Origin of the sequence: Amycolatopsis albispora (assembly GCF_003312875.1) — a bacterium.
Lineage (GTDB): Bacteria > Actinomycetota > Actinomycetes > Mycobacteriales > Pseudonocardiaceae > Amycolatopsis > Amycolatopsis albispora.
This window is the reverse complement of record NZ_CP015163.1, coordinates 7,270,683-7,297,495: the sequence shown is the minus strand read 5'-3', so window position 1 is coordinate 7,297,495 and position 26,813 is coordinate 7,270,683. Positions and strand designations below refer to the sequence as shown.

The window sequence follows — 26,813 nt, the reverse complement described above, 5'->3', positions numbered from 1 at the left end:
CCCAGTACTACCGAGGAGGTTCCGCGTGCGTTTGTTCCCCGCCCTGGAAGAGGCTTCGGCCAAGGAAGCCGTCCGGTTCGGCGACCGTGCCCTCAGTTACGCCGAGCTGTCCGCCGTGGCGGGCACGCTCGCGACGAGCCTGCGCGAACTGCCGGAAGGCGCGAAGGTGGCGGTGTGGGCGACCTCCACGCTGGAGACCACGGTCGCGGTGGTGTCCGCCCTGCTGGCCGGGGTGCCCGCGGTGCCGATCAATCCCAAGATCGGCGAACGCGAACTCGAGCACATCGTCGCCGACAGCGCGCCCGCGCTGGTGCTCGCCGAAGCGGACGCGAAGCTGCCCGCGGGCCTAGAAGGCTTGCCTCGCAAGGACATCGAGTTGACCAGCGGTCCGGTCGAGCCGCTGCCCGAACCCGGTCCCGAGGCACCGGCGATGATCGTCTACACCTCCGGCACCACCGGGCCACCGAAGGGCGTGGTGCTCCCGCGCCGGGCCATTTCCTCCACTTTGGACACCCTGGAGGACGCGTGGCAGTGGACCGCGGACGACGTGCTGGTGCACGGCCTGCCGCTGTTCCACGTGCACGGCCTGATCCTCGGCATGCTCGGCCCGTTGCGGCGCGGTGGTTCGGTGATCCACCTCGGCAGGTTCTCCACCGCCGCGCTCGCCACCGAACTCGCCGGGCGCGGCACGATGATGTTCGGCGTGCCGACCATGTACCACCGCATCGCCGGTGAACTGGAAACCAACGAAGCACTCGCGTCGGCGCTGCGTGGCGCGCGGCTGCTCGTCTCCGGCTCGGCCGCGCTGCCCGTGCACGACCACCAGCGCATCACCGCGGCCACCGGTCAGCAGGTGATCGAGCGCTACGGCATGACCGAAACCCTGATGAACACCAGCGTGCGCGCGGACGGCGAGCGCAAGCCGGGCACGGTCGGCGTGCCGCTGCGCGGGGTGGAGGTGCGGCTGGTCGATGAGTCCGGCCAGGTCATCGAGACCAGCGACGGCGAAACGGTCGGCGAGATCCAGGTGCGCGGGCCGAACCTGTTCACCGAGTACCTGAACCGGCCCGACGCGACCGCGGAGGTGTTCGCCGACGGCTGGTTCCGCACCGGCGACATGGCCACCCGCGACGCCGACGGTTACCTTCGCATCGTCGGCCGCAAGGCCACCGATCTGATCAAGAGCGGTGGCTACAAGATCGGCGCGGGCGAAATTGAGAACGCGTTGCTGGAGCACAGCCAGGTCGCCGAGGCGGCGGTCACCGGCGAACCCGATCCCGATCTCGGCGAGCGCATCGTTGCGTGGATCGTGCCAGACGGCGAGAAGCCGGCGGAACAGGAACTTGTCGACCACGTGGCCCGCTTGCTCACTCCCCACAAGCGGCCACGCGTGGTCAGGTTCGTGGAATCGTTGCCCCGCAACGACATGGGCAAGGTGATGAAGCGGGCCCTCGGTGCCTGAGCGGCTGTCGGCCCGTGCCGTGATCGAGACCGTCGCAAGTGGATTCGCCGAATTCGAGCACGCTCCGGCGGAATACTCCGAAGTGGACGGTCCGATTGGTTGGCCGGGTTACGACGAAGCACACGCGAAGGCCTCGAAGCACACCGGGGAAAGCGAATCCGTGGTGTGCGGCCGTGGCCGGATCGGCGAAACCGACGCCGTGCTGATCGCCTTCGAGTTCGGTTTTCTCGGCGGCTCGATGGGCGGGCGAACCGGCGATCGGGTCGAGTCCGCCTTTGTGCGGGCGCGAGAACTGCGACTACCGCTGGTTTTCCTGATCGCGACCGGCGGAAGCCGGATGCAGGAGGGCATGCGGGCGCTGTCCCAGTTGCCGCGTGTCGCCCGCCAGATCGCGTTGACCAGGGCCGCCGGACTGCCGCAGATCGCGGTGCTGCGCGACCCGGCGACCGGTGGCGGCTGGGCCACGTTGGGCGCCGGTGCGGACGTCACGATCGCGCTTTCGCAGGCACAGGTGGGTTTTGCGGGTTCACGCGTCCGCCCGCCTGGTGACGCGAGCGCTTACACCGCGGAAGCGCAGTACGAATCGGGACACGTCGACGCCGTTGTCGGGCCTGATGATTTGCCCGGCGTGCTCGCGTCTTGGTTGACCCTGCTTGCCGGACCGGGCGCCGCGGAGGTTCCGGTTCCGCACGCGCTCGGTCGCGCCGAACTCCCCGAAACCGGCTGGGAAGCCGTACGAAATGCCCGTGCGGCACAACGGCCGCGAGCATCGTCCTATTTGGACGACTATTTCGATGAACGCGCGGACATCAGCGGGGATCTGTGTGGTGGACGTGATTCCGGGGTGCTCTGCGGGTTCGGCAGGCGCAACGGGGAGACCATCGCCTATGCGGCTCAGGCCGGCACACCGACCCTGCCGTCCGGGTTCCGCACCGCGGCCCGGCTGGTCTCGCTCGCCGATCGGCTCAAGCTGCCAGTTCTGACCATTGTGGACACATTGGGTGCGGCGAACGACGCGGCCGCGGAACGTTCGGGAGCCGGTCCCGCGATCGCGGAGTTGTTCCTCGCGGTGGCGAGTGCGAGCGTGCCGATCACGTCGCTGGTGATCGGCGAAGGCGGCTCTGGTGGGGCGCTGGCGTTCGCCGCACCGGGCCGGATCTGGATGACGCCGGACAGCTATTTCTCGGTCACCTCACCGGAAGCCGCCGCGTTGATCCTCAAGCGCGACCCGGCCGAGGTGCCGGAAACCGCGAACCAGTTGCGCCTGCGCCCGCAGGACGTGGTCGAACTCGGTGTCGCGCAAGGCATCGCACCGCATGTGGAGGACAGCCGATGAACCTGGTCGAACTCGACGCGGTGGAGCTGGCCGAGCGGATCCGGCTTCGCGAGGTGTCGTGCACCGAGGTGATGGCCGCGTACCTGGACCAGATCGAGCAGCACAACCCGCGGCTCAATGCGATCGTCGCGTTGCGTGACCGCGACGAGCTGATGCGGGAGGCCGCCGAGCGGGATCGGGAGCCGCACCGCGGCTGGCTGCACGGGTTCCCGTTGGCCGTGAAGGACCTCTCCGCCGCGGCCGGTCTGCCGTGGACCTTCGGGTCGCCGGTGTTCGCCGAGCAGGTCGCCCAGCACGACGACCTCTTCGTGCGGCGGATGAAGGACGCGGGCGCGATCGTCATCGGCAAGACGAACGTGCCCGAATTCGGCCTCGGCTCGCAGACGTACAACCCGGTCTACGGACCGACGCGGAATCCGCTCGATCCGTCGCGCACGCCGGGTGGCAGCAGTGGAGGCGCCGCGGCGGCGGTCGCGGCGCGGATGCTGCCGGTGGCCGACGGCAGCGATTACCTCGGATCGCTGCGCAATCCGGCGGCGTTCACGAACATCTACGGGTTCCGGCCGTCGCTCGGGCGCGTGCCGTCGACCTCGTTCGTGGCGCAGCTGGACACGGCCGGGCCGATGGGACGGACGGTCGCCGACGTCGCGGCGCTGCTGTCGGTGCAGGCCGGGCCGGATCCGCGGGCGCCGCTGAGCCTCGGCGACGACCCGTCGATGTTCATGCCGCCGTTCGAGCCGCGCGACTTCGCCGGCACGCGGATCGCGTGGGTCGGCGATTTCGACGGGTACCTGCCGATGGACCCCGGGGTGCTCGACGTGTGCCGCGACGCGTTCGCCGGGTTCACCGCGCTCGGCTGCGAGGTGGTGCCCGCGGTGCCGGACTACCCGATGGACCGGGTGTGGCGGGCCGTGCTGACCTGGCGCGGGTTCAACGTCGCGGCGAACCTCGGGTCGCTTTACCGGGCGCCGGAGTTGCGGGCGCAGTTGAAGCCGGAGCTGGTGTGGGAACTCGAGCAGGGCCTCGGCCTGTCGGCGGCCGATCTCGGGCCGGCGTCGCTGGAGCGCACGCGGTGGCTGGAGGCGCTGCTGCGGTTCTTCGAGGACTACGACTTCATCCTGGCGCCGAGCGCGCAGGTGTTCCCGTTCGACGTGGACGTGCCGTGGCCGAAGACCGTCGGGGGTCGTGAGATGGACACGTACCACCGGTGGATGGAGACGGTGGCGCCGTGGTCGCTGGCGGGCGTGCCGGTGCTGGGCATGCCGGCCGGCTTCACCGCCGACGGCCTGCCGATGGGCGTGCAGCTGATCGGCAAACCCCGCGCCGACCTGGACGTCCTCCACCTCGCCGCAGCCCACGAAACCCAGCGGAAGCTTTTGCGGGCAAAAGCATGATGCCCAGGTCAGGGCGGCTTTTAGGATGGCGGTGATCGTCTGAGCCGAGGGAGCCCGTCTTCATGCCGCTGAATTTCGACCTGTCGCCGGAGCAGCTCCGGAGCTATCAGGGCACCAACCCGCGACCCGCCGATTTCGACGGCTACTGGGAGAAGGCGCTCGCCGAGCTGGACGCGACCGAACCGCAGGTCGAGACCAGGCCCGCCGAGTTCTCGGCGCCGTTCGCCCGCTGCGAGGACCTGGAATTCACCGGGGTCGGCGGGGTGCGCGTCCACGCCAGGCTGGCGCGGCCGCTGGCGGACGCCGACGGCTCGGCCGTGCTCTTCTTCCACGGCTATAACGGCAGGTCAACGCCCTGGACCGAGCTGCTCCCGTACGTCGCGCGCGGTCAGACGGTCGCCGCGATGGATCTGCGCGGCCAGGGCTGGGGCGCGACCGGCACCGACTGGACGGTGAGCACCCAGCTGCTCCGCGGCCTGGACGAAGGCGCCGACCAGCTGCACATGCGGCACGCGTACCTCGACACAGTCCGCCTCGCGCGCACGGTGATGGACCTGCCCGGCGTCGACCCGGATCGCGTCGCGGTCACCGGCGGCAGCCAGGGCGGCGGGCTCAGCCTGGCCTGCGCGGCGCTCGAACCGCGGATCGCACTGGCCGCGGTGATCTTCCCGTTCCTGTCCGACTACCAGCGCGCCTGGGAGATGGCGCTCGGGGAGGCGCCGTACCAGGAGATCACCACCTGGTTTCGCAAGCGTGACCCGCTGCACCGGCGCCGCGAGGAAATCTTCACCCGGCTCGGGTACATCGACATCCAGCACCTCGCTCCGCGTGTGCGGGCGCGGGTCGACTGGACGGTCGCGCTGGAGGACGTGGTGTGCCCGCCGTCGACCCAGTTCGCGGCCTACAACAAGCTGACCGGCACCAAGTCGCTGCGCGAGTACCCCGACTTCGGCCACGAGGACCTGCCGGGCATCGAAGACACCCTGTACACCGTCCTGCACACCCTCTGACCTGGGCATCCTGCTTTTGCCCGCAAAAGCAGGTCAGGGCACGGGGAGGAGGGGGGTGCGGGTTTTCCAGGTGCCGTGCGGCTCGAGCGTGATGCGGCGGACGTCGTCTTCTTCCCGCGAAAGCCGCACCACCAGGTGATCGGCGGAGAGGCGGTCGGCGGAGCCCTCGCCCCATTCGACGACCACGGCCGACGCTTCCAGGTCGGTGTCCAGGTCCAGGTCGTCCAGCTGCGCGAGGTCCCCGCCCAGCCGGTAAGCGTCGACGTGCACCAGCGGCACCGGCCCCGGGTGCACCCGCGCCAGCACGAACGTCGGCGAGCTGACCCGCCCCGACACCCCGAGGCCCTCGGCGATGCCCCTGGTCAGCACGGTCTTCCCGGCACCCAACGGTCCGGCCAGCAGCACCAGGTCACCCGCCCGCAGCTCACGGCCGAGCGAGCGGCCGAAAGCGATCGTGTCCTCCGGGGTCGCGCATTCGATAGTCACCGGTTCAACCACCGCCACAGTCGTCGTGAGGAATCCGCGCCGTCCACCCCGGCGCAGCGTTGCAGAAGATCGATCAGGTGGCTGTTCACCAGCTCCGGCTGTTCCAGCTGCACCATGTGGCCCGCGCCGCGCACCCGCACCAGTTCCGCGTCCGGCAGCTCCGCGGCGATCCGCTCGGCATGCGAATAAGGCGTCACCCGATCGGAGTCGGCGCCGATCACCAGTACGTGGGCGTGCTTCAGCCCGGCGAGCGCCGCGTACCGGTTGTGGCTGCCGAGCGTGTCGGCGAAGTTCACCAGCCCCAGCACCGGCGTCACTTCGAGCATCGCGAGCATGAAGTCGACGATTCGCGGGCTGACGTCCCGCGCGCCGAACGCCAGCCGCCGCACCGCCTGCCGCGTCAGCTGCCCGCCCGCCGCGCGCACGAACTCCACCAGCCCCGGCTGCCACCCCGCCAGCTCGCTCACCCCGCGCGTCAGCGGGTTGTACTTCGACAGCAGCCCGCGCGGAATGCCCCGCGTGCCGACCTCACCGGCGGCGGTCGCGATCAGCGCCACCCCGCGCACCCGGTCCTCGAACAGCTCCGGGTGCCGCTGCGCGAGTTCCATCACGACCATGCCGCCCATCGAGTGGGCCATCAGCACCAGCGGCCCGTCCGGCGCGACCGCGCGGATCACCGCGTGCAGGTCCTCGGAGAGCTGCTCGATCGTGCTGGTTTCGTGCGTCGCCGCGCCGGACAGCCCGTGGCTGCGGTGGTCGTAGTAGACCTGCCGCACGCGCGGCAACGTCAGCGCCGCCAGGTCACGCCGCTGGAAATGCCAGCTGAGCTGGGAAAGCGCGAAGCCGTGCACGCCGACGAGCGTCAGCGTGGGCTGCCCGCCGTCCGCCGGATCGACCTCCGCGACCGCCAGCGGCGTGCCGTCGTCGGCGGCCACCGTCGACGTGCGATCCGGCTTGAGCTCGCCGAGCGGCTCGTCCTCGAAGGGATCCACGCGGTGGCGTTTCTGCTGCGTGGCGATGGTGATCGCGGCAGCGGCCGACCCGGTCAGCACGGCACCGATCCCGCCCGCGATCGCCAGCAGTCTCCGTGACGGAGCGGCCATCAGCGCTGTCCCGTGTAACTGCGGGCCACCCGCGGCCGGCACATGCCGGTGACGATCTCGTAGTCGATCGTGCCGATCTTGTCCGCCCATTCCGTGGCCGTCGGCGCGCCGCCTTCACCGCTGCCGAACAGCACCACCTCGGTGCCCGGCGCCGGTTCGTGGTCACCGCAGTCGACGACGATCTGGTCCATGCAGACCCGGCCGACCACCGGCCGCCGCCGCCCGTCGAGCCAGACGTCGAGCCTGCCGGACAGCGTGCGGGGCACGCCGTCCGCGTAACCGGCGGGCACCAGCGCCAGCGTGGTCGCCGCCTCCGCGGTCCACGTGTGTCCATAGGAGACGGACTCGCCCGCGTCGACGCGCTTGGTCGAGACCACCGACGAGCGGAAGGTCATCGCCGGGCGCAGGTCCTCCGGCTGCGGCACGGGGTTGAGCCCGTACATCGCGATGCCGACGCGCACCAGGTCGAAGTGCAGATCCGGCCTGGTCAGCGTGGCCGCCGAGTTCGCCAGGTGCCGCATCGGGTGCAGGCCCGCTTCGAGTGCGACGTCATATGCCTGCTGAAAGCGCGAGGCCTGCGCGTCGATCGACGGGTGGCCCGGTTCGTCCGCGCAGGCGAGGTGCGACCAGATGCCGACCACTTCGACCGCGGAATCGGCGGCGGCTGACTTGACCAGCGCGGGCCAGGCGTGCGGCGGACAACCGTTGCGGGACAAGCCCGTGTCGATCTTCAGGTGCACGCGTGCCCGGCCACCGGCTCGCCGCGCCGCCGAGGCCGCGCGCTCCAGCTCACCGGCGTTGCTCAGGCCGAGGTCCACCCCCGCCGCGATGGCGGGGGTGTAGTCGGTGTCCGCGGTGTCGAGCCAGGCCAGCATCGGCGCCTGGATACCCGCTTCGCGCAAGGTCAACGCCTCAGCCAGCGAGCAGGCGCCGAGCCAGGTCGCGCCCGCCTCGAGCGCGGCGCGCGCGACCGGCACCGCACCGTGCCCGTAGGCGTCCGCCTTCACCACCGCCATGGTCGCGGCGCCGGAGGCGGCCGCGCGCCCGGCGAGCAGCGCGAGGTTGTGGCGGATCAGGTCCAGGTCGATGCGGACTTCAGCGCGTGGGAACGGGTCTGGGCTCATGACCAGCCCATTTTCCCACAGGGCTCACTCCAGGCGGGCTCCGGTGGTGGCGGAGAACACGTGCAGCTCGTCCGGGCGTACGCGGAAGTGCAGCGTGTCACCCATCGACGGCGGCGTCCGCGGGTCCACCCGCGCGACCACCGTGGTGCCCGCCTCCGGGTCGTCACCGGCCAGTTTGCCGTAGCAGTAGGCGTCCGAGCCGAGTTCCTCGACGAGATCCACCTTGACCGCGATGGTGCTCGCGCCCTCCTGGGCGACCTCCAGCGACTCCGGCCGGAAGCCGACCGTCACGCCGTCACCGTCGGCCTTGGCGATGACCTCACGCGGCAGCGCCACCTTCGCGCCGCCGACGTTCGCGCCGTCCTCGGTGAGCGACGCGGCGACGAGGTTCATCGCGGGCGAGCCGATGAACCCGGCGACGAAAGCGTTTGCGGGGCGTTCGTACAGCGCGCGCGGGGTGTCGCACTGCTGCAGCACCCCGTCGGACAGCACGGCCACGCGGTCGCCCATGGTCATCGCCTCGACCTGGTCGTGCGTGACGTAGACGGTGGTGACGCCGAGGCGCCGCTGCAGGGCCGCGATCTGCGTGCGGGTGGATACGCGCAGCTTGGCGTCGAGGTTCGACAGCGGCTCGTCCATCAGGAAGACCTGCGGCTCACGCACGATCGCGCGGCCCATCGCCACACGCTGGCGCTGACCGCCGGACAGCGCCTTCGGCTTGCGGTCGAGGTAGTCCTCGATGTCGAGCAGCTTCGCCGCGTCGCGCACGCGCTCCTTGATCTCCGAGGCCGGCTTGCCCGCGATTTTGAGCGCGAAACCCATGTTCTGGCCGACCGTCATGTGCGGGTACAGCGCGTAGTTCTGGAACACCATGGCGATGTCCCGCGACCGCGGCGGCAGCTGGGTGACGTCGCGGTCACCGATCCACACCGAGCCGTCGTCGATGTCCTCCAGCCCGGCGAGCATGCGCAGGCTGGTCGACTTGCCGCAGCCCGACGGCCCGACCAGGACCAGGAACTCGCCGTCGGCGATCTCCAGGTCGAGCGCGTCCACCGCGGGGCGCTCCGCACCGGAGTAGTGCCTGGAGGCCTTGTCGTAGGTAATCGTCGCCATTCAGCTATCCCTTCCTAACGCTCGCGCGTGCACGAGTTCGCGGGCGGCGTGGTGCCGCCGCCGGATTTCCTGGCCCGCGTCGGTGTCCGGCCCACCGAGTCGCAGCACGTCCGAGCCCCGCCAGCTCGGCGGCGCGGTGGTCCCGGCCAGTGCCCAGGCCGCCTGGCGGGCGGCCCCGAGCGCCACGTACTCGGCGGGCGCCGGCAGCTCGACCGGGAGGCCGAAGATCACCGGCGCGGCCGCGCGCACGCTGGCCGACTGCGCGGCACCGCCGATTAGGAGCACCCGGCGCGGTTCGACCCCGTGCCCGGCGATCGCCTCCAGACCGGCGGCCAGTCCGCACAGCATGCCTTCCACGGCGGCGCGAGCCAAGTTCTCCGGCTTCATGTTCGACCTGGTCAGGCCGAGCAAGGTGCCGTTCGCATCGGGCAGGTTCGGGGTGCGCTCGCCGTCCAGGTAGGGCAGCAGCGTCAGCCCGCCCGCACCAGCTTCCGCGGACAAAGCAAGGGCGTCGAGCCCGGCCAGGTCGACGCCGAGCAGGTCAGCGGTGGCGGTGAGCACCCTGGCCGCGTTGAGCGTGCAGGCCAGCGGGAGGAAGCGGCCGGTGGCGTCGGCGAACCCGGCGACCGTGCCGGTGGCGTCGGCGGGCGGGGTCTCGGAGACGGCAAAAACCGTGCCGCTGGTGCCGAGCGAGACGACGACGTCGCCGGGGCCGAGCTCGAGCGCGAGGGCCGCCGCCATGTTGTCTCCGGTGCCCGCGGACACCAGCACCCCGTCCTCCGTGTGCCCGCAAGCTTCTGCGGGCAAAAGCAGGTCCGGCAGGTCGGGGACCCGGCCGAAGGCGCGTTTGAGCAGGTCAGTGCGGTACTCGTGGGTGGCGGGTGAGAAGTAGCCGGTGCCCGACGCGTCCCCGCGGTCGGTCTTCACGCGGTCCGGGCGGCCGAGGATGCGCCAGGTGAGCCAGTCGTGCGGCAGCACCACGCGCGCCACCCGCGCGGCCAGTTCCGGCTCGTGCTCGGCGAGCCACCGCAGCTTCGTGACGGTGAAGCTGGCGACCGGCACCAGCCCGACCGCCTCCGCCCAGGCCGACGGCCCGCCGAGTTCGGCGATCAGGTCCGTCGCCTGCGGCCCCGAGCGCGTGTCGTTCCACAGCAGCGCGGGCCGGACCACCTCGCCGTCCTCATCGAGGGCGACCATGCCGTGCTGCTGTCCGCCGACCCCGATCGCCGAAACCCCGTCGAGCAGGCCGTCCGACGCCTCGGTGAACGCCGTCCACCAGTGCTTCGGGTCGACCTCGGTGCCGTCCGGGTGCGCCGCGCGCCCCTCTCGGACCACCGCGCCGGTCTCGGCGTCGCAGATCACCACCTTCGCCGATTGGGTCGATGTGTCGACTCCGGCGACCAGCGTGGGAGTGTGCATGGTCACGAGCCTGGCCGGACTTGCAGCTTCCGTCCAGTACTTGCGCGGAACATGTCCAGCGCACGCGGATATTCGTCGAGTCCGAGCGAATGGCTGATCATCGTTCCGGCGTCCACCGCGCCCTTCCCCATCAGCTCCACCGCGCGCCCGTAGCTGTGCAGCACGGCCATGCTGCCGACGATGGTGATCTCGTCGTTGTACACGCGGAACGGCGAGAACGAGGCCGTCGCCTCGGCCGGGGCGACGCCGAACTGCTGGTAGGTGCCGCCGCGCCGGACCCTGGTCAACGCGTCCTCGATCGCCGCGACCACCCCGGTGCAGTCGACCACCACCTCCCAGCCCTGCGGCCGGTCGAACTCGTCGGCGTTCACCGCGACCACATCGGCGCCGAGTGCTTCTGCGGTCAAAAGACGGTCGCGGCTCAGGTCGACCACGGAAACTGAGCCCGCTCCGGCGATGCGTGCCAGTTGCAGCATCAGCAGGCCCATCGTGCCCGCGCCGTAGATCAGGTAGTGCTCACCCAGCCGCCGCGGCAGCAGGTCGAAGCCGCGCACCGCGCACGACAGCGGCTCGATCAGCGCCGCCTCTCGCACGTCGACCCCCTCGGGCAGCCGGTAGCAGTTGCCCGCCGGCGCGAGCGCGTACTCGGCGCTGGCGCCGTTGGTGGTCACCCCGATCGCGGCCCACCGCTCGCAGAGGTTGCCGCGGCCGATCGAGCAGTAGTGGCACTCCCCGCAGAACAGCGACGGATCGACCGCGACCAGGTCACCCTCGCGCAGGTCGGTCACCCCCGCGCCGAGCGCGACGACTTTCCCCGCGAATTCGTGCCCCGGCACGATCGGGTAGGGCGTCGGCGCGAACTCGCCGTCCACGATGTGGATGTCGGTACCGCAGATCCCGCAGGCCGACACCTCGACCACCACCTGCCCCGGACCCGGCGCCGGATCGTCCACAGTGGACACCGTCACCGTGCCCGGTTCCTCGATCACCACCGCGCGCATGCCTCAGTCCTTTCCGTTGCCGTGCACCTGCTCGACCGCCACGCCCAGGTCCCGCATGGCCGCCACCTCGTCCGATGGCGTGCCGCCGTCGGTGATCACCAGGTCGTAGGCGGAGACGTCACCGTGGGCGTAGGTCGCCGTCTTCCCGAACTTCGAGTGGTCCGCGACCAGCACGTTCCGGTTGGCCATGGCCAGCGCGGCCCGCTTCAGCTCCGCGTAGTCCTGCACCGGGTGGTACAGTCGCCCGCCCGCCACCGCGGTCACCGAAACGAAGCCGAGGTCGGCGCGCGTGCGGTCGAGCGCGGCGAGCGCGTCCGGCCCGATGCACGACTCGAACTCGGCGTTGTACCGGCCGCCGACCACGATCAGCTCGATCCCCTCGGCGGGCCCGAAGATCTTGATCGCGCTCATCGAGTTGGTGACGACCACCAGCGGCGAGATCGCCGCCATCCGCCGCATCAGCGGGAACAGCGTGGTCGAGTCGTCGACAAAAACCGTCTGCCCCGGGCGGACCTCGGCGATCGCCACCTCGGCCAGCGCTTCCTTGATGCCGGTGTTGAGGCCTTCGCGGAAGCGGGTCGCGGTCTCCATGGTCAGCGCCGGATAGGCCTCGACCTTGCCGCGCAGTTTCCGCAGCAGACGGCGTTCGGCGAGGTCGTCGAGGTCGCGATGCATGGTCATCAGGCTCACGCCGAACGCCTCGGTGAGGTCGTCGATGCGGACCTCGCCGAGTTCGATCACGCGGCGCAGCACGTGCTGACGCCGCTGCTCGACCGCGGCGTCGGAGGGGCGGGCTCTAGGCATGCGCCACCTGCGGCAGCACCACGGGCTTGATCACGGTGGGATCGGTTTTGGCGATGGTGAGCGCCTGCTCGACTTCCTCCAGGCCGAACCGGTGCGTGACCAGCCGGTCGAGGTCGACGTCGCCGCCTGCCGCCAGCGCGATCGCGGTCGGCCACGTGTTGGCGTAACGGAAGGTGCCGGTGACCTCCAGCTCGAAGCCCTGCACGTGGGCCAGCGGCAGCGGCACCTCGTCACCGCCCATCCCGATCAGCACCACCCGCCCGGCGCGGCCCACCTTCCGGATCGCCGTGCCGATGGCCCGCGGCGCGCCGGAGCACTCCAGCAGCACGTCCGGCTCGAAGGCGGAGTTCGCCAAGTCCTCTTTGGACACATCGATGGTCGCGGTGGCGCCGAGCGCACCGGCCAGCGCGAGCCGGTCGGGGTTGAGGTCGGTGACCACGATCTCGGTGGCGCCGAAGGCCCGCGCGGTCTGCGCGGCGACCAGCCCGATCGGCCCGGCGCCGGTGATCAGCACCCGCGCCCCCGGCCCGACCGACGCCTTGCGGCACGACCAGACCCCCACCGAAAGCGGCTCGAGCAGACCGGCGGCCTCGTCGGAAAGCTCGTCCGGCACGGCGTAGGCGAAGTCCTCGCGAAGCACCACGTACTCGGCGAACGCGCCGTCCACCGGCGGGGTGCCGAAAAACCGCATTTGCGGGCATAAGTTGTACTGGCCGATCGTGCACTGCTCGCAGGTCGAGCACGGCACCCCCGGCTCGAGCGCGACGCGCTGGCCGATCTCGTGCGCCCTGGCCTCCGACCCCCTGGCGACCACCACGCCGCTCGGCTCGTGCCCCAGCACCAGCGGCTCGCGCACCACGAAGTCGCCGATGCGGCCGTGCTCGTAGTAGTGCACGTCCGAGCCGCAGGTGCCGACGGCGGTGACCCGGATGAGCACCTCGTGCGGGCCCGGCTCGGGCACGGGACGTTCTTCGACGACCACCTCCCCCACCCCGCGCAGCACGGAAACCTTCATGGTCCCGGGGACCTTCTTCATGCTCATTCTCCCGTCACGGCGCCCAGCGTCAGCCCGGTGACCAGCCAGCGCCGCACGGCGAGGCCGGCCGCGATCATCGGTAGCACCACTATGGTGCCGATGGCGGTGAGCTGCCCCCAGTCGATGCCGGTCTGGGTGACCAGCTGGTCGGCCGCGATCGGCAGCGTCTGCGAATCCGGCCCGCTGAACACCAGCGCGAACGCGTAGTCGTTCCACGAAAACACCAGGCACAGCACAAAAGTCGTGACCAAACCTGCTTTTGTCAGCGGAAGTACGACGTGCCGGAAGGCCTGCCAGCGCGTGCAGCCCGCTACCAGCGCCGACTCCTCCACCGACGGCGGGATCTCCGAGAAGAACGCGCTCATCAGCCAGATCGCGAACGGCAGGTTGAAGGTCAGGTAGGCCAGCACCAGCCCGGGCACGCTGTCGATCAGCCCGGCGCCGCGGAAGAGCAGGAACAACGGCAGCACCACCACGGCGATCGGCGCCATCCGCGTCGAGATGATCCAGAACGCGACCTGCTTTTTCCCGCGAAAGCGGGTGCCCGCCAAGCCGTACCCGGCGAGCGCGCCGAGCACCACCGCCAGCACCGACGAGATCCCCGCGGCGAGCACGCTGTGCAGGATGTACGGGCCGAGGTTGTTGGCGCCGGAAAACAGCTTCGCGTAGTTGTCCAGCGTGGGCTCGAAGAACACCCGCGGCTCGGGCGAGGTGACGTCGGTGTCCGACTTGAACGAGGACAACGCCATCCACGCCAGCGGGACGAGCGTCCAGAGCAGCCCGACGAGCACGATCACCCGCACACCCACGCGGGCACGCACCGGGCTGCGGTCGATGGGAGTCGTCGGTGTCATCGCGCGAGTCCCTTCTTGTCGAGCAGGCGCACGAAAGTCCGCGCGATGATGATCGAGACCACCAGCATGACCAGCCCGATCACCGCCGCGTAGCCGAGGTCGAAGAACCGGAAAGCCGTTTCGTACAAGCGGATCGGCACCACCTTCGTGGCGTCGGCCGGACCGCCGTTGGTGGTCACCGCGATGATGTCGAAGTAGCGGATGGCGTCCATCGAGCGGATCAGCAGCGCGACCAGCAGCACGCTGGAGATCGACGGCAGGATGATGTGCCGCAGGTTCTGCCAGCCACTTGCGCCGTCCAGCGCGGCCGCTTCACGCACACTCTGCGGCACAGAAGTCAGCCCGGCCAGCGTGATGAGCGCGATCAGCGGGGTCCACTGCCAGACGTCCATCGCGACCACGGCGAGAAAGGCGGATGTGCCGCCGCCGAGGATGTCGTCCTCGTAACCGAGCAGCTTGAGCACCCACGAGTACAGCCCGAACGTCGAGTCGGTGAGGAAGCGGCCGAGCAGCCCGACGATCACCGGCGCGACGAACATCGGCAGCAGGAACAGGCTGAGCACGGTGTTGCGGCCGCGCGCCAGTTTCCACAGGCAGAGCGCGAAAACCAGGCCGAGCCCCATTTCCAGGCCGACGGTGAGCACGAAGAACAGCAGCGTGCGCACCCACTGCAGGCCCAGGTCCAGATCGGTGAAGAAGCGGATCCAGTACTGCAGCCCGACCCATTCGAAGGACACGCCGCCGAGCAGCCGCACGCGGCTGAAGCTCATCGCGATGACGGTGAACAGCGGGATGAACGACAGCGCGGCGAGCAGCAGCATGCCGGGCGCCATCATCCGGCCGTGGAAGCCGAGCCGCCTCACGACGCCCACCCCCTGGCGGTGATCCGGTCGATCCGGGTGGCGGCCGCACGCATGGCCTCCGCCGGGTTGGAGTCACCAGCGAGCATCTTGGACAGTTCGGTGTAGATCGCCGTGTCGCACTCGTTCCACATCGGGATCTTGGGCCGCAGCCCGATGTTCTCCGGTTTCCAGGCTTCCGCGACGGCGGGCGCGGTGAGGATGTTCGGCATCGGCGACGGGCGTTGTTCGGCCTGGCGGACCTCGGGCAGCCGGTAGACCGAGTCGCGGGTGGGCGTGCCGCCGCCCGCGCTGCTCTTGAGGTTCGCGAGCTGGGTCTGCGGTGAGGTCGCCCAGTTCACGAACAGCCAGGCGGCGCGGCGCTGGTTGGGCAGGGTGTTGCCGCTGATCGCGATGCCGCAGCCGCCGTAGTGGTTGGCCGAGCGGACCGGGCCGCGCGGCAGCGGCGCGTAGCCGAACCTGCCGGGCATGGCCTTCTCGTTGGCGGCGGCGTACTCGTGCCAGTTGACGCACATCGCGACGCGGCCGGAGCTGAGCGCGGGGGCGAGGCCGTTCCAGTCCCAGGTCTTCGACGACGGGTCGGCGACCTGGAGGAGCCGCTGGTACACCTCGGCCGCGGCGATCGCCGCATCCGACCCGAGGCGGCACGGGCCGGGGTCGATGGTGCCGTAGAGGCCGATTTCCTTGCCGTTGTCGAAGTAGTCACCGCCGTAGGCCCAGAGCACGTTGGAGAAGTCGCACATCAGGGAGTCGTGCTGCTTGGCCTGGTGGCCGGCACCGTAGGCGACCTCGTCGGTGTTGTCGTTGAACCAGCGGGCGATCCGGAAGTACTCGTCCCAGGTGCGCTCGGGGCCGGGAGTGGGGTCGAAGCCGAGCTCCTGGGCCATGCGGGGACCGTGCTTCTCGAACAGGTCGGCGCGGTACTGCCAGATCATCGTGGGGCAGTCGTAGGGCAAGGCGAACACCTGGTCGCGATCCCCGAACCGGCCGGCCGCGTCGAGCTGGGTGGGAATGAAGTCGGCGAACCCGCCCTCCAGCGGCGGCAAGCTGCTTTCGCCCGCTAAAGCACGTAGGTCGACCAGGCCCTTGGAGTAGGGGGCGAGCACCTGGTACGGGTCTGCGTAGATCACGTGGTACTGGGACTCGCCGCCGGCCAGATCGAGCGCGACCTTCTGGACCATGGCGGACAGCTCGAGCGTGATGATGTTGACGTTGATCCCGGTCAGCTCGGTGAACGGCCGCAGGTTCGCGGCGATCGCCGCCGTGGGCGCGGTGTTCTCGGAGATCAGGTTGAGCGTGGTGCCGGCGAACTGGCGCCACCGATCATCGGTGACCAGGCGAACCGCGTCCTGGGGCCCGGCGCACGCACCCAGCGCCGCGGCCACCCCACCCCCCACCACCCCGCGCAACAAGCTTCTGCGGGCAAAAGCATGTCGAGTTCCCGGTGCCGCCATTGGCTCCTCCGAAGACCTGGGGGTCAGACGCATGCGGCTCGGCGCATGCCGTGACGGAGCCCATTCTTACCAGAGATCCAGCCGGTTGTTAACACAAAACTCGATAACTTCAGGGAGCATGCTTTTGCGGGAAAAAGCAGGATCAGACAAAACGGGCACCAGAAAGCAGCGATCTGCTTTTGCCCGCAGAAGCTGAATCCGCAGGTCAGCGGGGGGTTGCGGCGCGGATGGCGCGGATGGCGGCCGGGATCGCCGCCTGGATCTTCGAAGCCGGGACCGGGACGCCGTCGGCGGCCAGGTGTGCGGCCAGGCCGTGTACGTGCGCGGCCGCACCGGCCGCCAGCCACGGGTCCAGGCCCGCCGCGAGCAGCGCGCCGATGAGCCCCGAGAGCACGTCGCCCGAGCCCGCCGTCGCCAGCCAGGAGCCGGTCGCCACGTTCACCAGCGTCCGGCCGTCCGGTGCGGCGACCACCGTGCTGTGCCCCTTGAGCAGGACAACCGCGTCGAACCGTCGCGCCGCCGCGCGGGCGGCCGCCGGCCGGTCGGCGCCCGGCGCCTCACCGGTCAGGCGCTCGAACTCCCCGGCGTGCGGCGTCAGCACGAGCGGCGCGCCCGGCTCGCGCGCGTCCAGCACGTCCGGGAACTTGGCGATCAACGTGATCGCGTCGGCGTCCGCGCACACCGGAACGCCCTGCTCCAGCACCTGCCGCAGGGTCGACCGGCCCTCGTTCCCGGTGCCCATGCCCGGCCCGGCGACCCAGGCCTGCACGCGCCCGGCGTCGGTCACCGAACCGGTGCCGACCACCTCCGGCCAGTCCGCGCGCACCACGTCCGCCGCCGACCCGGCGTACCGGACCATGCCCGAGGTCGCCAGCACCGCGGACCCCGTGGCCAGCACCGCCGCACCCGGGTAGGTCGCCGAACCGGCGGCCACCCCGGTCACGCCCTGCGTGTACTTGTTGTCCTCCGGCCCGGGCACCGGCCAGGCCGCCGCGACGTCGGCGATGCCGAGCTGCACCAGGTCCGGTTCACCAAGCTGATCAGCCAGTCCGATGTCGACAAGCTGCGTTTGCCCGCAAAAGCCTGGGTTGAGCACGTGGACCGGTTTCCGGGCGCCGAAGGTCACCGTGCGGGTGGCGCGGACGGCCGGTCCGTCGACGACGCCGGTGTCCGGATCGACACCGCTCGGCAGGTCGACGGCCAGCACCGGCGCCGTCACCCGCTCCACCAGTTTCGCGGCGTCCGGACGCAGCGGCCCGCGGGCGGACAGTCCCACGATCCCGTCGATCACCAGGTCCGCCTGTTCGATCGCGGGTCCACCTGCTTCTGCCCGCAAAAGCCGGCCGCGGGCGCGGCGCAGGGCGGCGAGGCCTGCCTCGTGCGCTCGGTCGGGATTCAGCAGCACGGCCGTCACCGAGACACCGCGCTTGCGCAGGAAGGCACCGGCCCACAACGCGTCGCCACCGTTGTTCCCGGCGCCGACCAGCAAGGTCACCCGCGTGCCCGCGACCCGGCCGGTGTGCTCGGCGAGCATCTCCGCCGCGTGCACCGCGACCCCGAACGCCGCCCTGTGCATCAGCGCGCCCTCGGGCATGACGGCCAGCAGCTTCTCCTCGGCCGCCCGAATCCGGTCGGTGGTCCAGATCCCCAGCACGCGGTGGCCTCCCCGCTTACTCCACGGTGACGGACTTCGCCAGGTTACGCGGCTTGTCGACGTCGTACCCGCGGCTGCGCGCGATCTCCGCCGCCAGCACCTGCAGCGGCACGGTCGAAACCAGCGGCTGCAGCAGCGTCGGCACCGCCGGGATCTCCACCAGCTCGTCGGCGAACGGGCGCACCGTCTCGTCGCCCTCCTCGGCGATCACGATCGTGCGCGCACCCCGCGCCTGGATCTCACTGATGTTCGAGACCAGCTTGGCGTGCAGCACCGCGCGGCCCTTCGGCGACGGCATCACCACGACAACCGGCAGGCCCTCCTCGATCAGCGCGATCGGGCCGTGCTTCAGCTCACCGGCCGCGAAGCCCTCGGCGTGCATGTACGCCAGTTCCTTCAGCTTGAGCGCGCCTTCGAGCGCCACCGGGAAGCCGACGTGCCTGCCCAGGAACAGCACCGCCTTCGAATCGGCGATCTGCCTGCCCAGCGCCTTCACCTGGTCCACAGTGGACAGCACCTTCTGCACCGCGGCCGGCATCGCCTCGAGTTCGGCGAACTCGCGGGCGACCTCGTCCGGGTACTTGGTGCCGCGCGCCTGCGCCAGCGCCAGCCCGACCAGGTAGTTCGCCGCGATCTGCGCGAGGAAGGCCTTGGTCGAGGCGACGCCGATCTCCGGACCGGCGTGCGTGTAGAGCACCGCGTCGGACTCACGCGGGATCTGCGCGCCGTTGGTGTTGCAGACCGCCAGCACCCTGGCCTTCTGCTCCCGCGCGTGGCGAACGGCTTCGAGCGTGTCGGCCGTCTCTCCGGACTGGGAGACCGCGACGACCAGCGTGTCCCGGTCGAGCACCGGGTCGCGGTAGCGGAACTCGCTGGCCAGCTCCACCTCGACCGGCAGGCGCGTCCAGTGCTCGATGGCGTACTTGGCGACCAGGCCGGAGTGGTAGGCCGAGCCGCAGGCGATCACGAAGACCTTGTCGACGTCGCGGAGGTCCTGGTCGGACAGCCGCTGCTCGTCGAGAATGATGCGGCCGTTGTCGAAGTGCCCGCGCAGCGTGTTCGCCAGCGCCTCGGGCTGCTCCTCGATCTCCTTGAGCATGAAGTACTCGTGGCCGCCCTTTTCCGCGGCCGAAAGATCCCAGTCCACGGTGAACGGCTTGGCCTGGGCGGGCTCGCCGGAGAAGTCGGTGACCTCGTAGCCCTCGCGGGTGATCACCACGACCTGGTCCTGGCCCAGCTCCACGGCCTCGCGGGTGTGCTCGATGAACGCGGCGACGTCGGAAGCGACGAACGTCTCACCTTCGCCGACGCCCACGACCAGCGGCGACGACCGGCGCGCGGCAACGATCGTGTCTGGCTGGTCGGCGTGCGTGACCACCAGCGTGAAGGCGCCTTCGAGGCGGCGGCACACCGCGCGGACGCTGGCCGCGAAGTCGCCGGCGGTCTCGCCGGTGGTGTAGGCGCGGGAGATCAGGTGCGCCGCGGACTCGGTGTCGGTGTCGCTGCTCAGCTCCACGCCGTCGGCCTCGAGCTCGGCGCGCAGGGTGGCGAAGTTCTCGATGATGCCGTTGTGCACGACGGCGACCTTGCCGCTGACGTCGCGGTGCGGGTGGGAGTTGCGGTCGACCGGCGGACCGTGGGTGGCCCACCGGGTGTGCCCCATGCCCGCGGTGCCCGCGAACTCCTTGCGCCCGGTCAGGTCGAGCTGGGCCTCCAGGTTCGCCAGGCGGCCGGCCTTGCGCTCGACGTTCAGGGCGCCGTCACCGTCGAGCACGGCGACGCCCGCCGAGTCGTATCCGCGGTACTCCATCCTCCGGAGCCCGCCGAGCACTACGTCCAGCGCCTGCCGATGACCGACATATCCCACGATTCCGCACACGCCCATCAGGGTAACGACGCACCCTCGGCCCCCTCGCCCGGCACAGCCCAACCCCGCCACCTGCTTCTGCGGGCAAAAGCAGGTTCACGCCGCCGAGCTGGGCGGGGGCGCTGGCAGTAGGCTCCCGGCATGGCGCCCAAGCCCAAGCACCTGCTCGAAGAGCTGTCCCATCCAGGCCCGCACGAAGTGCTCCGGGGCAATCTGGGACTGGTCGGCGTGCCCGGCGTGGTCTACACCCCGCGAGCCGGGCTCGGCCTGCCCGCGATCGCCTTCGGGCACGGCTGGCTCCAGCCGCCGACCCGCTACCGCGAGCTGCTCCGCCACCTCGCGAGCTGGGGCATCGTCGCCGCGGCGCCCGCCACCCAGCGCGGCCCGCTGCCGTCGCACCGGCTGTTCGCCACCGACCTGGGCACCACGCTGGAGCTGGTCACGAAGGTCCGCCTCGGCCCGGACGGCATCAGCGTCGACCCGGCCAAGCTCGGCCTCGCCGGGCACTCCACCGGTGGCGGCGCCGCCGTGCTTTCGGCCGCAGAAGCTGACGTCAAGGCCGTGGCCACGGTGAACGCGGCCCAGACGATCCCGCCCGCCACCGAGGTCGCGCGCCGGCTCACCGTGCCGTCGCTGCACCTCGCGGCCGACGGCGACCTCGTCGCCCCGCCGGTCGGCCACGCCGAAGCCATCGCCAAGGCCTGGGAAGGCCCGGCCCAGCTGCGCTACCTCGGCAAGTCGTCCCACCTGGGCATCACCGAGGGCAGGCACTGGAGCGGCCTGCTGCTGCACGGCAAGCCGCACCGCGGCACGCAGCGCCTGGTCCGCGCCCTGCTGGCGGCCTTCTTCCTGACCCACCTGACCGGCACCGACAAGTACCGGCCGCTGCTCGAAGCCGATGTGAAGAACGCCACCATCGCGACCGACGATTCGGTCGAACTCGCCGACGCCTGACCCCGGAACGCGAAGACGCCCGGCCCCCGGAAGGGTCGGGCGTCTTTTGCGGGCAAAAGCAGGATCGGCCTACTTCATCCAGCTGTTGTTCGAGAAGTCGTCGTCGTCGAACGACTCTTCCCGGCGTGCGTGCCTGCCCGCCCGGCGCGGGGCGGGGGCCGGTTCGGCCACCGCGACCGGTTCCGGCGCGGGTGCCACCGGCGGCGGCTGCCAGGACGCGGCCGGTTGCGGCTCGGGCCTGGTCACCGGCGGCGCGGTGTTCACCGCGTGCCCGGTGAACCCGGGACCGTCCTCTTCGTCCTCGACGCCGAAGCCCATCACGTTGCTCTTGTCGGCCAGCGTCTTCTCGGTGGCCCAGCCGCCGGCTTCCTTCTCCCGCCGCCCCAGCTCGCGCCGGTGGTCGACGTACCGCTCGGCCGCCTGGATCTGCTTGGACATGTAGTCCTGGGCCTTCGCCTTGGCTTCCTGCGCCTGGCGGTCGCGCAGCGCACGGCGATCGGCCTGCTCCCGGACGAGACCGTCCAGCCGTTCCCGCATCCGCGCCACTTCGTCAGTGATGCTCATCAGCACTCCTCACGCGCGCTCACCGGTCGTACCGGATGGAGCGGTCGCCTTCCTCGTCCAGGGAACCACTGATCCGGCCACCAGCACCACTGGTCTCGAAAATGTTGCCCGCGACGCGGTACTGGCTGGAGTTGCGCTCCTGGTCACCGCTCTGGCCACCACCGGCGCCACCGCCCATGGCCCCCATGCCGCCCATCATGCCCATGCCGCCCATGCCACCGGCGCCAGCGCCGGCCGCCGCGGCTGCCGGTGCGCCCGCACCGACCCCGGCACCGCCCGGCGTCGAACCGAGGCCCGCGGCCGCGGCCGGTTCCGGCGAAGCCGCGCCCACCTGGGCACCGGCGGACAGCGAACCCGTGTCGCCGAGGTCGCCACCAGCGCTGCCGCCGACCGCGGCCGCACTGCCGCCGCTGCCACCGGAGCCACCCGCGGACCCACCGCTGTCGCCACCGGCGCCACCACCGCCCGAGCCACCGGCACCGCCGTCGGCAGCGGGCTTGGTCTCGACCTCACCGTCTTCGGGCAGGTCCAGACCGCCGGGTGCGCTGAAGCCGTCGTCGCCCTCGGCGCCGGGCGCACCGGCGCCGCCGCCACCGGAGGCCAGCTCGTCGGGCCTGCCCGCGCCACCCGTCGGGTCGCTGTCGTCCAGGCCGTTGAGCGCGTCCTTCTCGCCCTTGTTGTCCGCGCCGAGCGTGTAGGTGACCGGCTCGCCCTTGCCGTCGTCAACCGTGACCACGGTCGGGCCCTTCGGTCCCTGCGGCTGCTCGGCGGTGATCTTGACGCCGTTGTCCTCGATGACGATCTTGCCGTCGGGGCCGGGCTTGTAGACCTTCTCGCCCTCGGCACCCGCTTCACCTTCGGCGCCCTCGACCGGCTTGCCGTCGGGGCCGAGCTCACCGTTGCCGAAGTCCAGTTTGTAGTCCTTCGGCGGCGGGGTGCCGTCGTCGATCGAGATGTCCATCTTGCCGTCGTCGCCCGGCTCGGACATCTTGATCTCGTTGTCGCCCTGCTTGACGGTCATCGTGTCGTCGTCGTCACCGGCGTCCTTGATCGCCTCGCCGGTCTCCGGGTCGATCGGGTACGGCTTGCCCGTCTCCGGGTCGACCTCGAGCGGCTTGCCGGTGATCGGGTTGGTGCCCTTGTCCTCAGTGGACGGTGGCTCCGTCGCGCCAGGAGGCGTGCCACCGCCGCCGGTGCCACCACCGCCGGACCCGGTGCCCCCGCCGCCGGAACCGGACCCGCCACCGCCGGTGCCGCCACCGCCGCCGCCGTTGTCACCGCCGCCACCGGTTTCCTCCTTCGGCGGCGGGTTCTCCTTCGCGGCGTTGGCGAAGCCGTTCTCGGCCTTGCCCATGACCTCGTTCAGCTGGGTGTAGGCCTCGTCGACGAATTCCTTCGTTTCCGTGCACAAGGTGTCGAAGCTGGTCCAGAGCCCGTCCCACATCTCGACGTTGAACTGGTTCTGGATCCACTGCTTGGCGAGGCGGATGCCCTCTTTTTTGATCTCGTCGTCGTCGCAGCAGCCGTCGTCGTTCAACTTCTCACGCATGTTCGTGCCGAAGTTGACGTCCATCCAGCCGGCGACCTTCTCCATCTCGTCCTTGCCGGCCGCGGAGTCGTTCGCGATGTTGATCACGGTGGTCGCCATGTCCAGGTCGGCCTTGCCGACCGTCGGCGTGTACATGTCGATGACCGCGTCGACCTTGCCCTTGACCAGCTGGTAGACGGCGTCCACCGCGGTCGAGGTGGCGGCCGCGGAGCCCTCGAGAAAGCCGACCAGCTCGTCGCCGGGCGTGTTGATCTTCTCGTTGTAGTGCTCGTTCGCCTTGTCGGCGGCGGGGCCGGTCCAGCTCTTGGACAGACCGTCGAGCTGCCCGCGCGTGTCCTTGAGCGCCTGGCGCACCTGGCCGGCGGCGGTGGTGAAGTCCGAGGAGTCGGTCAGGAACTCCGCGAAGTTGATGCCCTTCTGCTCCTCGTACCGCTTCTTGATGTCGGTGTTGTAGTCGAGCGGGCGGGTGCGGCCGCGGCAGTCCTCCGGGATCTTGCCGAGCAGCGGCCCGAAGTCCTCGAACACCTTCAGCCCGGCTTCACCGTGCTTGAGCAGCTCGTCGGAAGTCTTCGTCCCCCCGCCGCCGGTGGTCGGCGGCTGCGCGCTGTCCAGCCCCGTCCGGCCCGCGTCGACTTCCTTCTGGTGCTCGCGTTCGTTGTAGCTGTTCTCCGAGCCTTCCTTCTTGGCGTCTTCGTACAGCTCGTCGGTGAATTCCTCGCTGAACGGACCGAAACCGATCGGGTGGCCGTTGTAGGCCTCCTGGTACCTGGAGATCTCGTCGCGCTTGGAGCCGTCGGCCGTCCACGCTTCGTTGCTGCTGCTCGACCAGGACTGCAGCAGTGCCTGCTTCTTGTCCGGCGAGACGGCCGGATCGTCCAGAACGGCCTTGACCTCGTCCCACGTCTTGGCCATCAGTTGCTCCCGGCGTTGTTCATCGCGGACGACTGGGACTGGTCATTGGCGGTGTAGGACTTGCCGCCGGCGGCGACGTTCGCGGCGAAGCCGGTCAGCGCCGTGGTGTACCCCTTCACCGCGGCGGCCAGCGTGGCGACGGAAGTCGTGTAGGTCTCCGCGTGCGTGCCGTGCGCCTCGCCGAACTCCTTCGCGGTGATCTTGGACTTCTCCAGTTCCTTGGTGCCGTCGGTCACGTCCTCCGCGAACTCGGTCATCTTCTTCGAGGCGGACGCCATCGCGTCGGCATCGACCTTGTGCCCACCCACCGGTCAGCTCCCCCTTGGTCCGAGGTATCTCCTAATGCGAGTCAGGAACTCTGACGCACCCGAACGGCGAACGGTGCCGTCGCAGATGCACACAGAATGTACTCATGCGGCTGACCGGACGCACAGGATTCGCCTGTTTGCATACCCGAACGCGTCATTGGCCGGAATCCGCGGCGCCGGATTTGGCACGCAGCGCGTCCGCGAGCACCCCGGCGGTGCTCGCGATGTCGGTCAGGCGCTCGCGTTCGTCGAGGTCGATGGTCACTTCGAAGAAGACCTCGATGGTGGCGAGCAGCTGAACGCGCTGCTTGGAGTCCAGGCCGAGCTCGTCGAACGGCGTGGTCACGTCGAGCGCGTCCGGGGACAGATGGAACGAATCGCAGACCAGCTGCTTGACCTGGGCGTGGTACTGGCTGGCGTCGTCGGTGCTCACCAGCTCATCGTGCCTCATACCGCGCTTTCGCGGCCGAACGCGCCACCTTCCCACTCGACGTCCGCGGCACCCCGCCGTCTTCTGCGGGCAAAAGCAGGAAGTCCCGGAGCGCGACCTCGTGCTGTGCGGACACCGCGGCCCGCACGGCCTTGCTGACCTGCGCGAAGTCCACCTCCTGACCGCGAACCGGCTCGGCCAGCACGACCACGCCCTCACCCCGCTCGTCGGCGGTCCCGAACGCCGCGACGCGGTCGCGCCGGATCGCGGGGTGCGCGTCGGCGACGGTCTCCTCGATGTCCTGCGGGTAGAGGTTCCGGCCGTCGACGATGATCAGGTCCTTGATCCGGCCGGTGATGTAGAGCTGGCCGTCGTGGAAAACGCCCAGATCACCGGTGCGCAGCCAGCCGTCGGCGAAGGTTTCCGCGGACCGTTCGGGCTGCCGCCAGTAACCCCGCGCGAGGTGCGGGCCGCGCACCTGGATCTCGCCCATGCGGCCGTCGGGGCAGGGCTCGCCGGTCTTGCTGTCCGCGATCCGGACCTCCTGGCCGAACGGACGGCCGACGGACACCAGCTCGGTGCCGGTCTCCGCCGCGACGGCCGTCCCGGTGGCGAGCGCGTCGCGGTCGAAGGTGGTGATGGTGGGACCTTCGTCACCCGCGCTGGAGACGTAGACGGTCGCCTCGGCGAGCCCGTAGGACGGCCGGTGCGCCGCGGGCCGGAAGCCGTGGGGCGCGAACGCCTCGGCGAACGCGCGAACCGTCGCCGGCCGCACCGGCTCGCTCCCGTTGAGCGCCACCCGCACATCCCCCAGGTCCAGGCTTTTGCGGGCAGAAGCAGGTACGGACGTGACGGCGTAGTCGAAGGCGAAGTTGGGGGCGGCGGTGAAGACGGCCGGGTAGTCGGACAACTGGCGGAGCCAGCGGATCGGCCGCCGGATGAACTCGAGCGGCTGCAGGAACACCGACCGGGCGCCGGTGAACACCGGCACGCACATCAGCTGGATGAGGCCCATGTCATGGAAGAACGGAATCCAGCCGGCGCAGGTGGTGCGCTGGTCAACCTGGTAGGCGCCAGCCACCTGCCAGACGCTCGCCGTCAGGGCGCGGTGCGTGATCACCGCCCCGGCCGGCTCCCGCGTCGACCCCGACGTGTACTGCAAATACGCCACCCGCTCGCCGCCTTCTGCGGGCAAAAGCAGGTCGGCGTCTTCTGCGGGCAAAAGCAGGTCTTCGACGCAAAGGAGCTGGTCGGGAGGGGTGACGGGGGCTGAGGTGGTGAAGTCGGTGAGCTTGTCCATGGCGCCGCGGGAGGTCAGCCAGACCCGTGCCTCGCAGTCGTTGAGGGCACCGACCAGGCGCCGCCGGTGGGAGCGGACCTCCGGCGCGAACAGCGGCACCGCGACCACCCCGGCGTACAGCGCGCCGAGGAAACCGACCACGTAGGTCAGGTCCTGCGGGGTGACCAGCGCGACCCGATCACCCGGCGCCGCGACCCGCCGGAGCCGCGCCGCGACCGCGCGCACCTGCCGCGTCAGCTCGGCCCAGGTCAGGTCCCGCGGCTCCGCGTCACGCCCGCCGGTGCAGTCGAGGTAGGTGAACGCGACCTCGGTCGACTCGGCGCGGTCCAGCAGGTACTCGATCAGCGGCCGCTCCGGCGCACCGCTCAACCCGCCCACCACTTGTGCTCGGCGAAGTCCTCGTCCTCGTCAGCGGCGGCCGCGCGCCGCCGAGGCGCGGGAGCGGCGGGTGCCGCCGGAGCCGGAGGTGGCGGTGGGGGCGGCGGAGCGGCGGGCGGCGGCGTCCATGTCGGCGAGGCCGCCTTCGGCTCATCGAACTGCAGGAACTCGTAGTTCTCGTCCTTCTCGCTGTCGTCGGCGAGCGTCGACGAGGTCGCCCAGCCGCCGGCCTTGTCCTCCCGCCGCTTCTGCTCGACCTGCTGCCGCAGGGCCTCGTTGAGTTCGTGCATCCGCTCACCGAGCGCCGCCGCGGACTTGCCCTGTGCGGTCACCAGTCGCTGCTCACGCAGCGCGCGCTGCTCTTCCCGCTCTCGCGAAAGGGCCGACAAGGCCGCGCGGGCGGCGCGCAGCCGATCTTCGACGCTCACCGATTCCTCCCGC

At 70.6% G+C, this 26,813-nt stretch carries 24 protein-coding genes; 5 read left to right on the top strand and 19 right to left on the bottom strand.

The features are described 5' to 3' along the window. Positions 1 to 25 precede the first annotated feature (25 nt). The 4 genes from A4R43_RS34695 to A4R43_RS34680 all read left to right on the top strand — a co-directional run bounded on the left by A4R43_RS34695 (position 26) and on the right by A4R43_RS34680 (position 5,202). Positions 26 to 1,462, top strand: coding sequence for an acyl-CoA synthetase (locus A4R43_RS34695; RefSeq protein ID WP_113695944.1), 1,437 nt, complete (start codon positions 26 to 28; stop codon positions 1,460 to 1,462). Beyond that, positions 1,455 to 2,798, top strand: coding sequence for a carboxyl transferase domain-containing protein (locus A4R43_RS34690; RefSeq protein ID WP_113695943.1), 1,344 nt, complete (start codon positions 1,455 to 1,457; stop codon positions 2,796 to 2,798). The genes A4R43_RS34695 and A4R43_RS34690 overlap by 8 nt, the downstream gene beginning before the upstream one ends. Further along, positions 2,795 to 4,192: an amidase gene (locus A4R43_RS34685; protein ID WP_113695942.1), complete on the top strand. Its 1,398-nt coding sequence runs from the start codon at positions 2,795 to 2,797 to the stop codon at positions 4,190 to 4,192. The genes A4R43_RS34690 and A4R43_RS34685 overlap by 4 nt, the downstream gene beginning before the upstream one ends. Before the next feature lie 62 nt (positions 4,193 to 4,254). Beyond that, positions 4,255 to 5,202, top strand: a complete 948-nt coding sequence (locus tag A4R43_RS34680) for an alpha/beta fold hydrolase (protein ID WP_113695941.1) — start codon at positions 4,255 to 4,257, stop codon at positions 5,200 to 5,202. Between the two features lie 33 nt (positions 5,203 to 5,235). Here the strand turns inward: A4R43_RS34680 and tsaE are convergent, their stop codons facing one another. The 13 genes from tsaE to glmS form a co-directional block, all read right to left on the bottom strand. Further along, a complete protein-coding gene (gene tsaE / locus A4R43_RS34675; protein WP_113698079.1) occupies positions 5,236 to 5,688 on the bottom strand; it encodes a tRNA (adenosine(37)-N6)-threonylcarbamoyltransferase complex ATPase subunit type 1 TsaE in 453 nt (150 codons plus the stop codon). After that, on the bottom strand, positions 5,685 to 6,791 hold the full coding sequence (locus A4R43_RS34670; protein ID WP_162788696.1) for an alpha/beta fold hydrolase: 1,107 nt from the start codon (positions 6,789 to 6,791) through the stop codon (positions 5,685 to 5,687). The genes tsaE and A4R43_RS34670 overlap by 4 nt, the downstream gene beginning before the upstream one ends. Next, the gene (gene alr, locus A4R43_RS34665; protein ID WP_113695940.1) at positions 6,791 to 7,915 is read right to left on the bottom strand and encodes an alanine racemase; all 1,125 of its coding nucleotides are present in this window, start codon (positions 7,913 to 7,915) and stop codon (positions 6,791 to 6,793) included. Before alr ends, A4R43_RS34670 begins: the two co-directional genes overlap by 1 nt. 24 nt (positions 7,916 to 7,939) lie before the next feature. Further along, on the bottom strand, positions 7,940 to 9,028 hold the full coding sequence (locus tag A4R43_RS34660; RefSeq protein ID WP_113695939.1) for an ABC transporter ATP-binding protein: 1,089 nt from the start codon (positions 9,026 to 9,028) through the stop codon (positions 7,940 to 7,942). Then, entirely contained in the window at positions 9,029 to 10,447 is a 1,419-nt protein-coding gene (xylB, locus tag A4R43_RS34655) for a xylulokinase (RefSeq protein WP_113695938.1), read from the bottom strand. It lies immediately after the preceding gene. 2 nt (positions 10,448 to 10,449) lie between these two features. Next, positions 10,450 to 11,448, bottom strand: a complete 999-nt coding sequence (locus tag A4R43_RS34650) for a zinc-dependent alcohol dehydrogenase family protein (RefSeq protein ID WP_113695937.1) — start codon at positions 11,446 to 11,448, stop codon at positions 10,450 to 10,452. A 3-nt stretch (positions 11,449 to 11,451) separates the two neighbouring features. Then, positions 11,452 to 12,252 carry a DeoR/GlpR family DNA-binding transcription regulator gene (locus A4R43_RS34645; RefSeq protein WP_113695936.1) on the bottom strand — a complete coding sequence of 267 codons (801 nt, stop codon included), beginning with the start codon at positions 12,250 to 12,252 and terminating at the stop codon, positions 11,452 to 11,454. Further along, positions 12,245 to 13,288 (bottom strand): NAD(P)-dependent alcohol dehydrogenase, encoded by a 1,044-nt coding sequence (locus A4R43_RS34640; RefSeq protein ID WP_236808464.1) that lies wholly within the window; start codon positions 13,286 to 13,288, stop codon positions 12,245 to 12,247. The genes A4R43_RS34645 and A4R43_RS34640 overlap by 8 nt, the downstream gene beginning before the upstream one ends. 2 nt (positions 13,289 to 13,290) lie before the next feature. After that, the gene (locus tag A4R43_RS34635) at positions 13,291 to 14,142 is read right to left on the bottom strand and encodes a carbohydrate ABC transporter permease (RefSeq protein ID WP_113695935.1); all 852 of its coding nucleotides are present in this window, start codon (positions 14,140 to 14,142) and stop codon (positions 13,291 to 13,293) included. Further along, on the bottom strand, positions 14,139 to 15,005 hold the full coding sequence (locus tag A4R43_RS34630; RefSeq protein WP_236808463.1) for a carbohydrate ABC transporter permease: 867 nt from the start codon (positions 15,003 to 15,005) through the stop codon (positions 14,139 to 14,141). Before A4R43_RS34630 ends, A4R43_RS34635 begins: the two co-directional genes overlap by 4 nt. Continuing rightward, positions 15,002 to 16,387 carry an extracellular solute-binding protein gene (locus A4R43_RS34625; protein WP_236808461.1) on the bottom strand — a complete coding sequence of 462 codons (1,386 nt, stop codon included), beginning with the start codon at positions 16,385 to 16,387 and terminating at the stop codon, positions 15,002 to 15,004. Before A4R43_RS34625 ends, A4R43_RS34630 begins: the two co-directional genes overlap by 4 nt. A gap of 274 nt (positions 16,388 to 16,661) precedes the next feature. Further along, positions 16,662 to 18,110 carry an NAD(P)H-hydrate dehydratase gene (locus A4R43_RS34620; RefSeq protein WP_113695933.1) on the bottom strand — a complete coding sequence of 483 codons (1,449 nt, stop codon included), beginning with the start codon at positions 18,108 to 18,110 and terminating at the stop codon, positions 16,662 to 16,664. Positions 18,111 to 18,126: 16 nt separating this feature from the next. Beyond that, on the bottom strand, positions 18,127 to 19,989 hold the full coding sequence (gene glmS / locus A4R43_RS34615) for a glutamine--fructose-6-phosphate transaminase (isomerizing) (protein WP_113698075.1): 1,863 nt from the start codon (positions 19,987 to 19,989) through the stop codon (positions 18,127 to 18,129). 129 nt (positions 19,990 to 20,118) lie between these two features. On the opposite strand from glmS, the gene A4R43_RS34610 reads away from it, so the two are divergent. Beyond that, entirely contained in the window at positions 20,119 to 20,931 is an 813-nt protein-coding gene (locus A4R43_RS34610) for a dienelactone hydrolase family protein (RefSeq protein ID WP_113695932.1), read from the top strand. Positions 20,932 to 21,000: 69 nt separating this feature from the next. Here the strand turns inward: A4R43_RS34610 and A4R43_RS34605 are convergent, their stop codons facing one another. From A4R43_RS34605 to A4R43_RS34575, 6 genes are all read right to left on the bottom strand, one after another. Further along, positions 21,001 to 21,495, bottom strand: coding sequence for a hypothetical protein (locus A4R43_RS34605; RefSeq protein ID WP_113695931.1), 495 nt, complete (start codon positions 21,493 to 21,495; stop codon positions 21,001 to 21,003). Positions 21,496 to 21,514: 19 nt separating this feature from the next. Then, positions 21,515 to 23,956: a WXG100 family type VII secretion target gene (locus A4R43_RS43015; protein ID WP_162788695.1), complete on the bottom strand. Its 2,442-nt coding sequence runs from the start codon at positions 23,954 to 23,956 to the stop codon at positions 21,515 to 21,517. Next, on the bottom strand, positions 23,956 to 24,264 hold the full coding sequence (locus A4R43_RS34590) for a hypothetical protein (RefSeq protein WP_113695929.1): 309 nt from the start codon (positions 24,262 to 24,264) through the stop codon (positions 23,956 to 23,958). The genes A4R43_RS43015 and A4R43_RS34590 overlap by 1 nt, the downstream gene beginning before the upstream one ends. 154 nt (positions 24,265 to 24,418) lie before the next feature. After that, entirely contained in the window at positions 24,419 to 24,697 is a 279-nt protein-coding gene (locus A4R43_RS34585) for an acyl carrier protein (protein WP_236808459.1), read from the bottom strand. 4 nt (positions 24,698 to 24,701) lie between these two features. Next, positions 24,702 to 26,372 carry a fatty acyl-AMP ligase gene (locus A4R43_RS34580; RefSeq protein WP_418190763.1) on the bottom strand — a complete coding sequence of 557 codons (1,671 nt, stop codon included), beginning with the start codon at positions 26,370 to 26,372 and terminating at the stop codon, positions 24,702 to 24,704. Beyond that, entirely contained in the window at positions 26,360 to 26,800 is a 441-nt protein-coding gene (locus A4R43_RS34575) for a hypothetical protein (protein ID WP_113695927.1), read from the bottom strand. Before A4R43_RS34575 ends, A4R43_RS34580 begins: the two co-directional genes overlap by 13 nt. Positions 26,801 to 26,813: the final 13 nt, after the last annotated feature.

Excerpts from the sequence above, each read along its gene's own strand:
- A4R43_RS34685 (WP_113695942.1), top strand. The coding sequence starts at position 2,795 with ATGAACCTGGTCGAACTCGACGCGGTGGAGCTGGCCGAGCGGATCCGG.
- A4R43_RS34680 (WP_113695941.1), top strand. The coding sequence starts at position 4,255 with ATGCCGCTGAATTTCGACCTGTCGCCGGAGCAGCTCCGGAGCTATCAG.
- A4R43_RS34670 (WP_162788696.1), bottom strand. The coding sequence starts at position 6,791 with ATGGCCGCTCCGTCACGGAGACTGCTGGCGATCGCGGGCGGGATCGGT.
- alr (WP_113695940.1), bottom strand. The coding sequence starts at position 7,915 with ATGAGCCCAGACCCGTTCCCACGCGCTGAAGTCCGCATCGACCTGGAC.
- A4R43_RS34660 (WP_113695939.1), bottom strand. The coding sequence starts at position 9,028 with ATGGCGACGATTACCTACGACAAGGCCTCCAGGCACTACTCCGGTGCG.
- xylB (WP_113695938.1), bottom strand. The coding sequence starts at position 10,447 with ATGCACACTCCCACGCTGGTCGCCGGAGTCGACACATCGACCCAATCG.
- A4R43_RS34650 (WP_113695937.1), bottom strand. The coding sequence starts at position 11,448 with ATGCGCGCGGTGGTGATCGAGGAACCGGGCACGGTGACGGTGTCCACT.
- A4R43_RS34645 (WP_113695936.1), bottom strand. The coding sequence starts at position 12,252 with ATGCCTAGAGCCCGCCCCTCCGACGCCGCGGTCGAGCAGCGGCGTCAG.
- A4R43_RS34640 (WP_236808464.1), bottom strand. The coding sequence starts at position 13,288 with ATGAAGAAGGTCCCCGGGACCATGAAGGTTTCCGTGCTGCGCGGGGTG.
- A4R43_RS34635 (WP_113695935.1), bottom strand. The coding sequence starts at position 14,142 with ATGACACCGACGACTCCCATCGACCGCAGCCCGGTGCGTGCCCGCGTG.
- A4R43_RS34610 (WP_113695932.1), top strand. The coding sequence starts at position 20,119 with ATGGCGCCCAAGCCCAAGCACCTGCTCGAAGAGCTGTCCCATCCAGGC.
- A4R43_RS34605 (WP_113695931.1), bottom strand. The coding sequence starts at position 21,495 with ATGAGCATCACTGACGAAGTGGCGCGGATGCGGGAACGGCTGGACGGT.
- A4R43_RS43015 (WP_162788695.1), bottom strand. The coding sequence starts at position 23,956 with ATGGCCAAGACGTGGGACGAGGTCAAGGCCGTTCTGGACGATCCGGCC.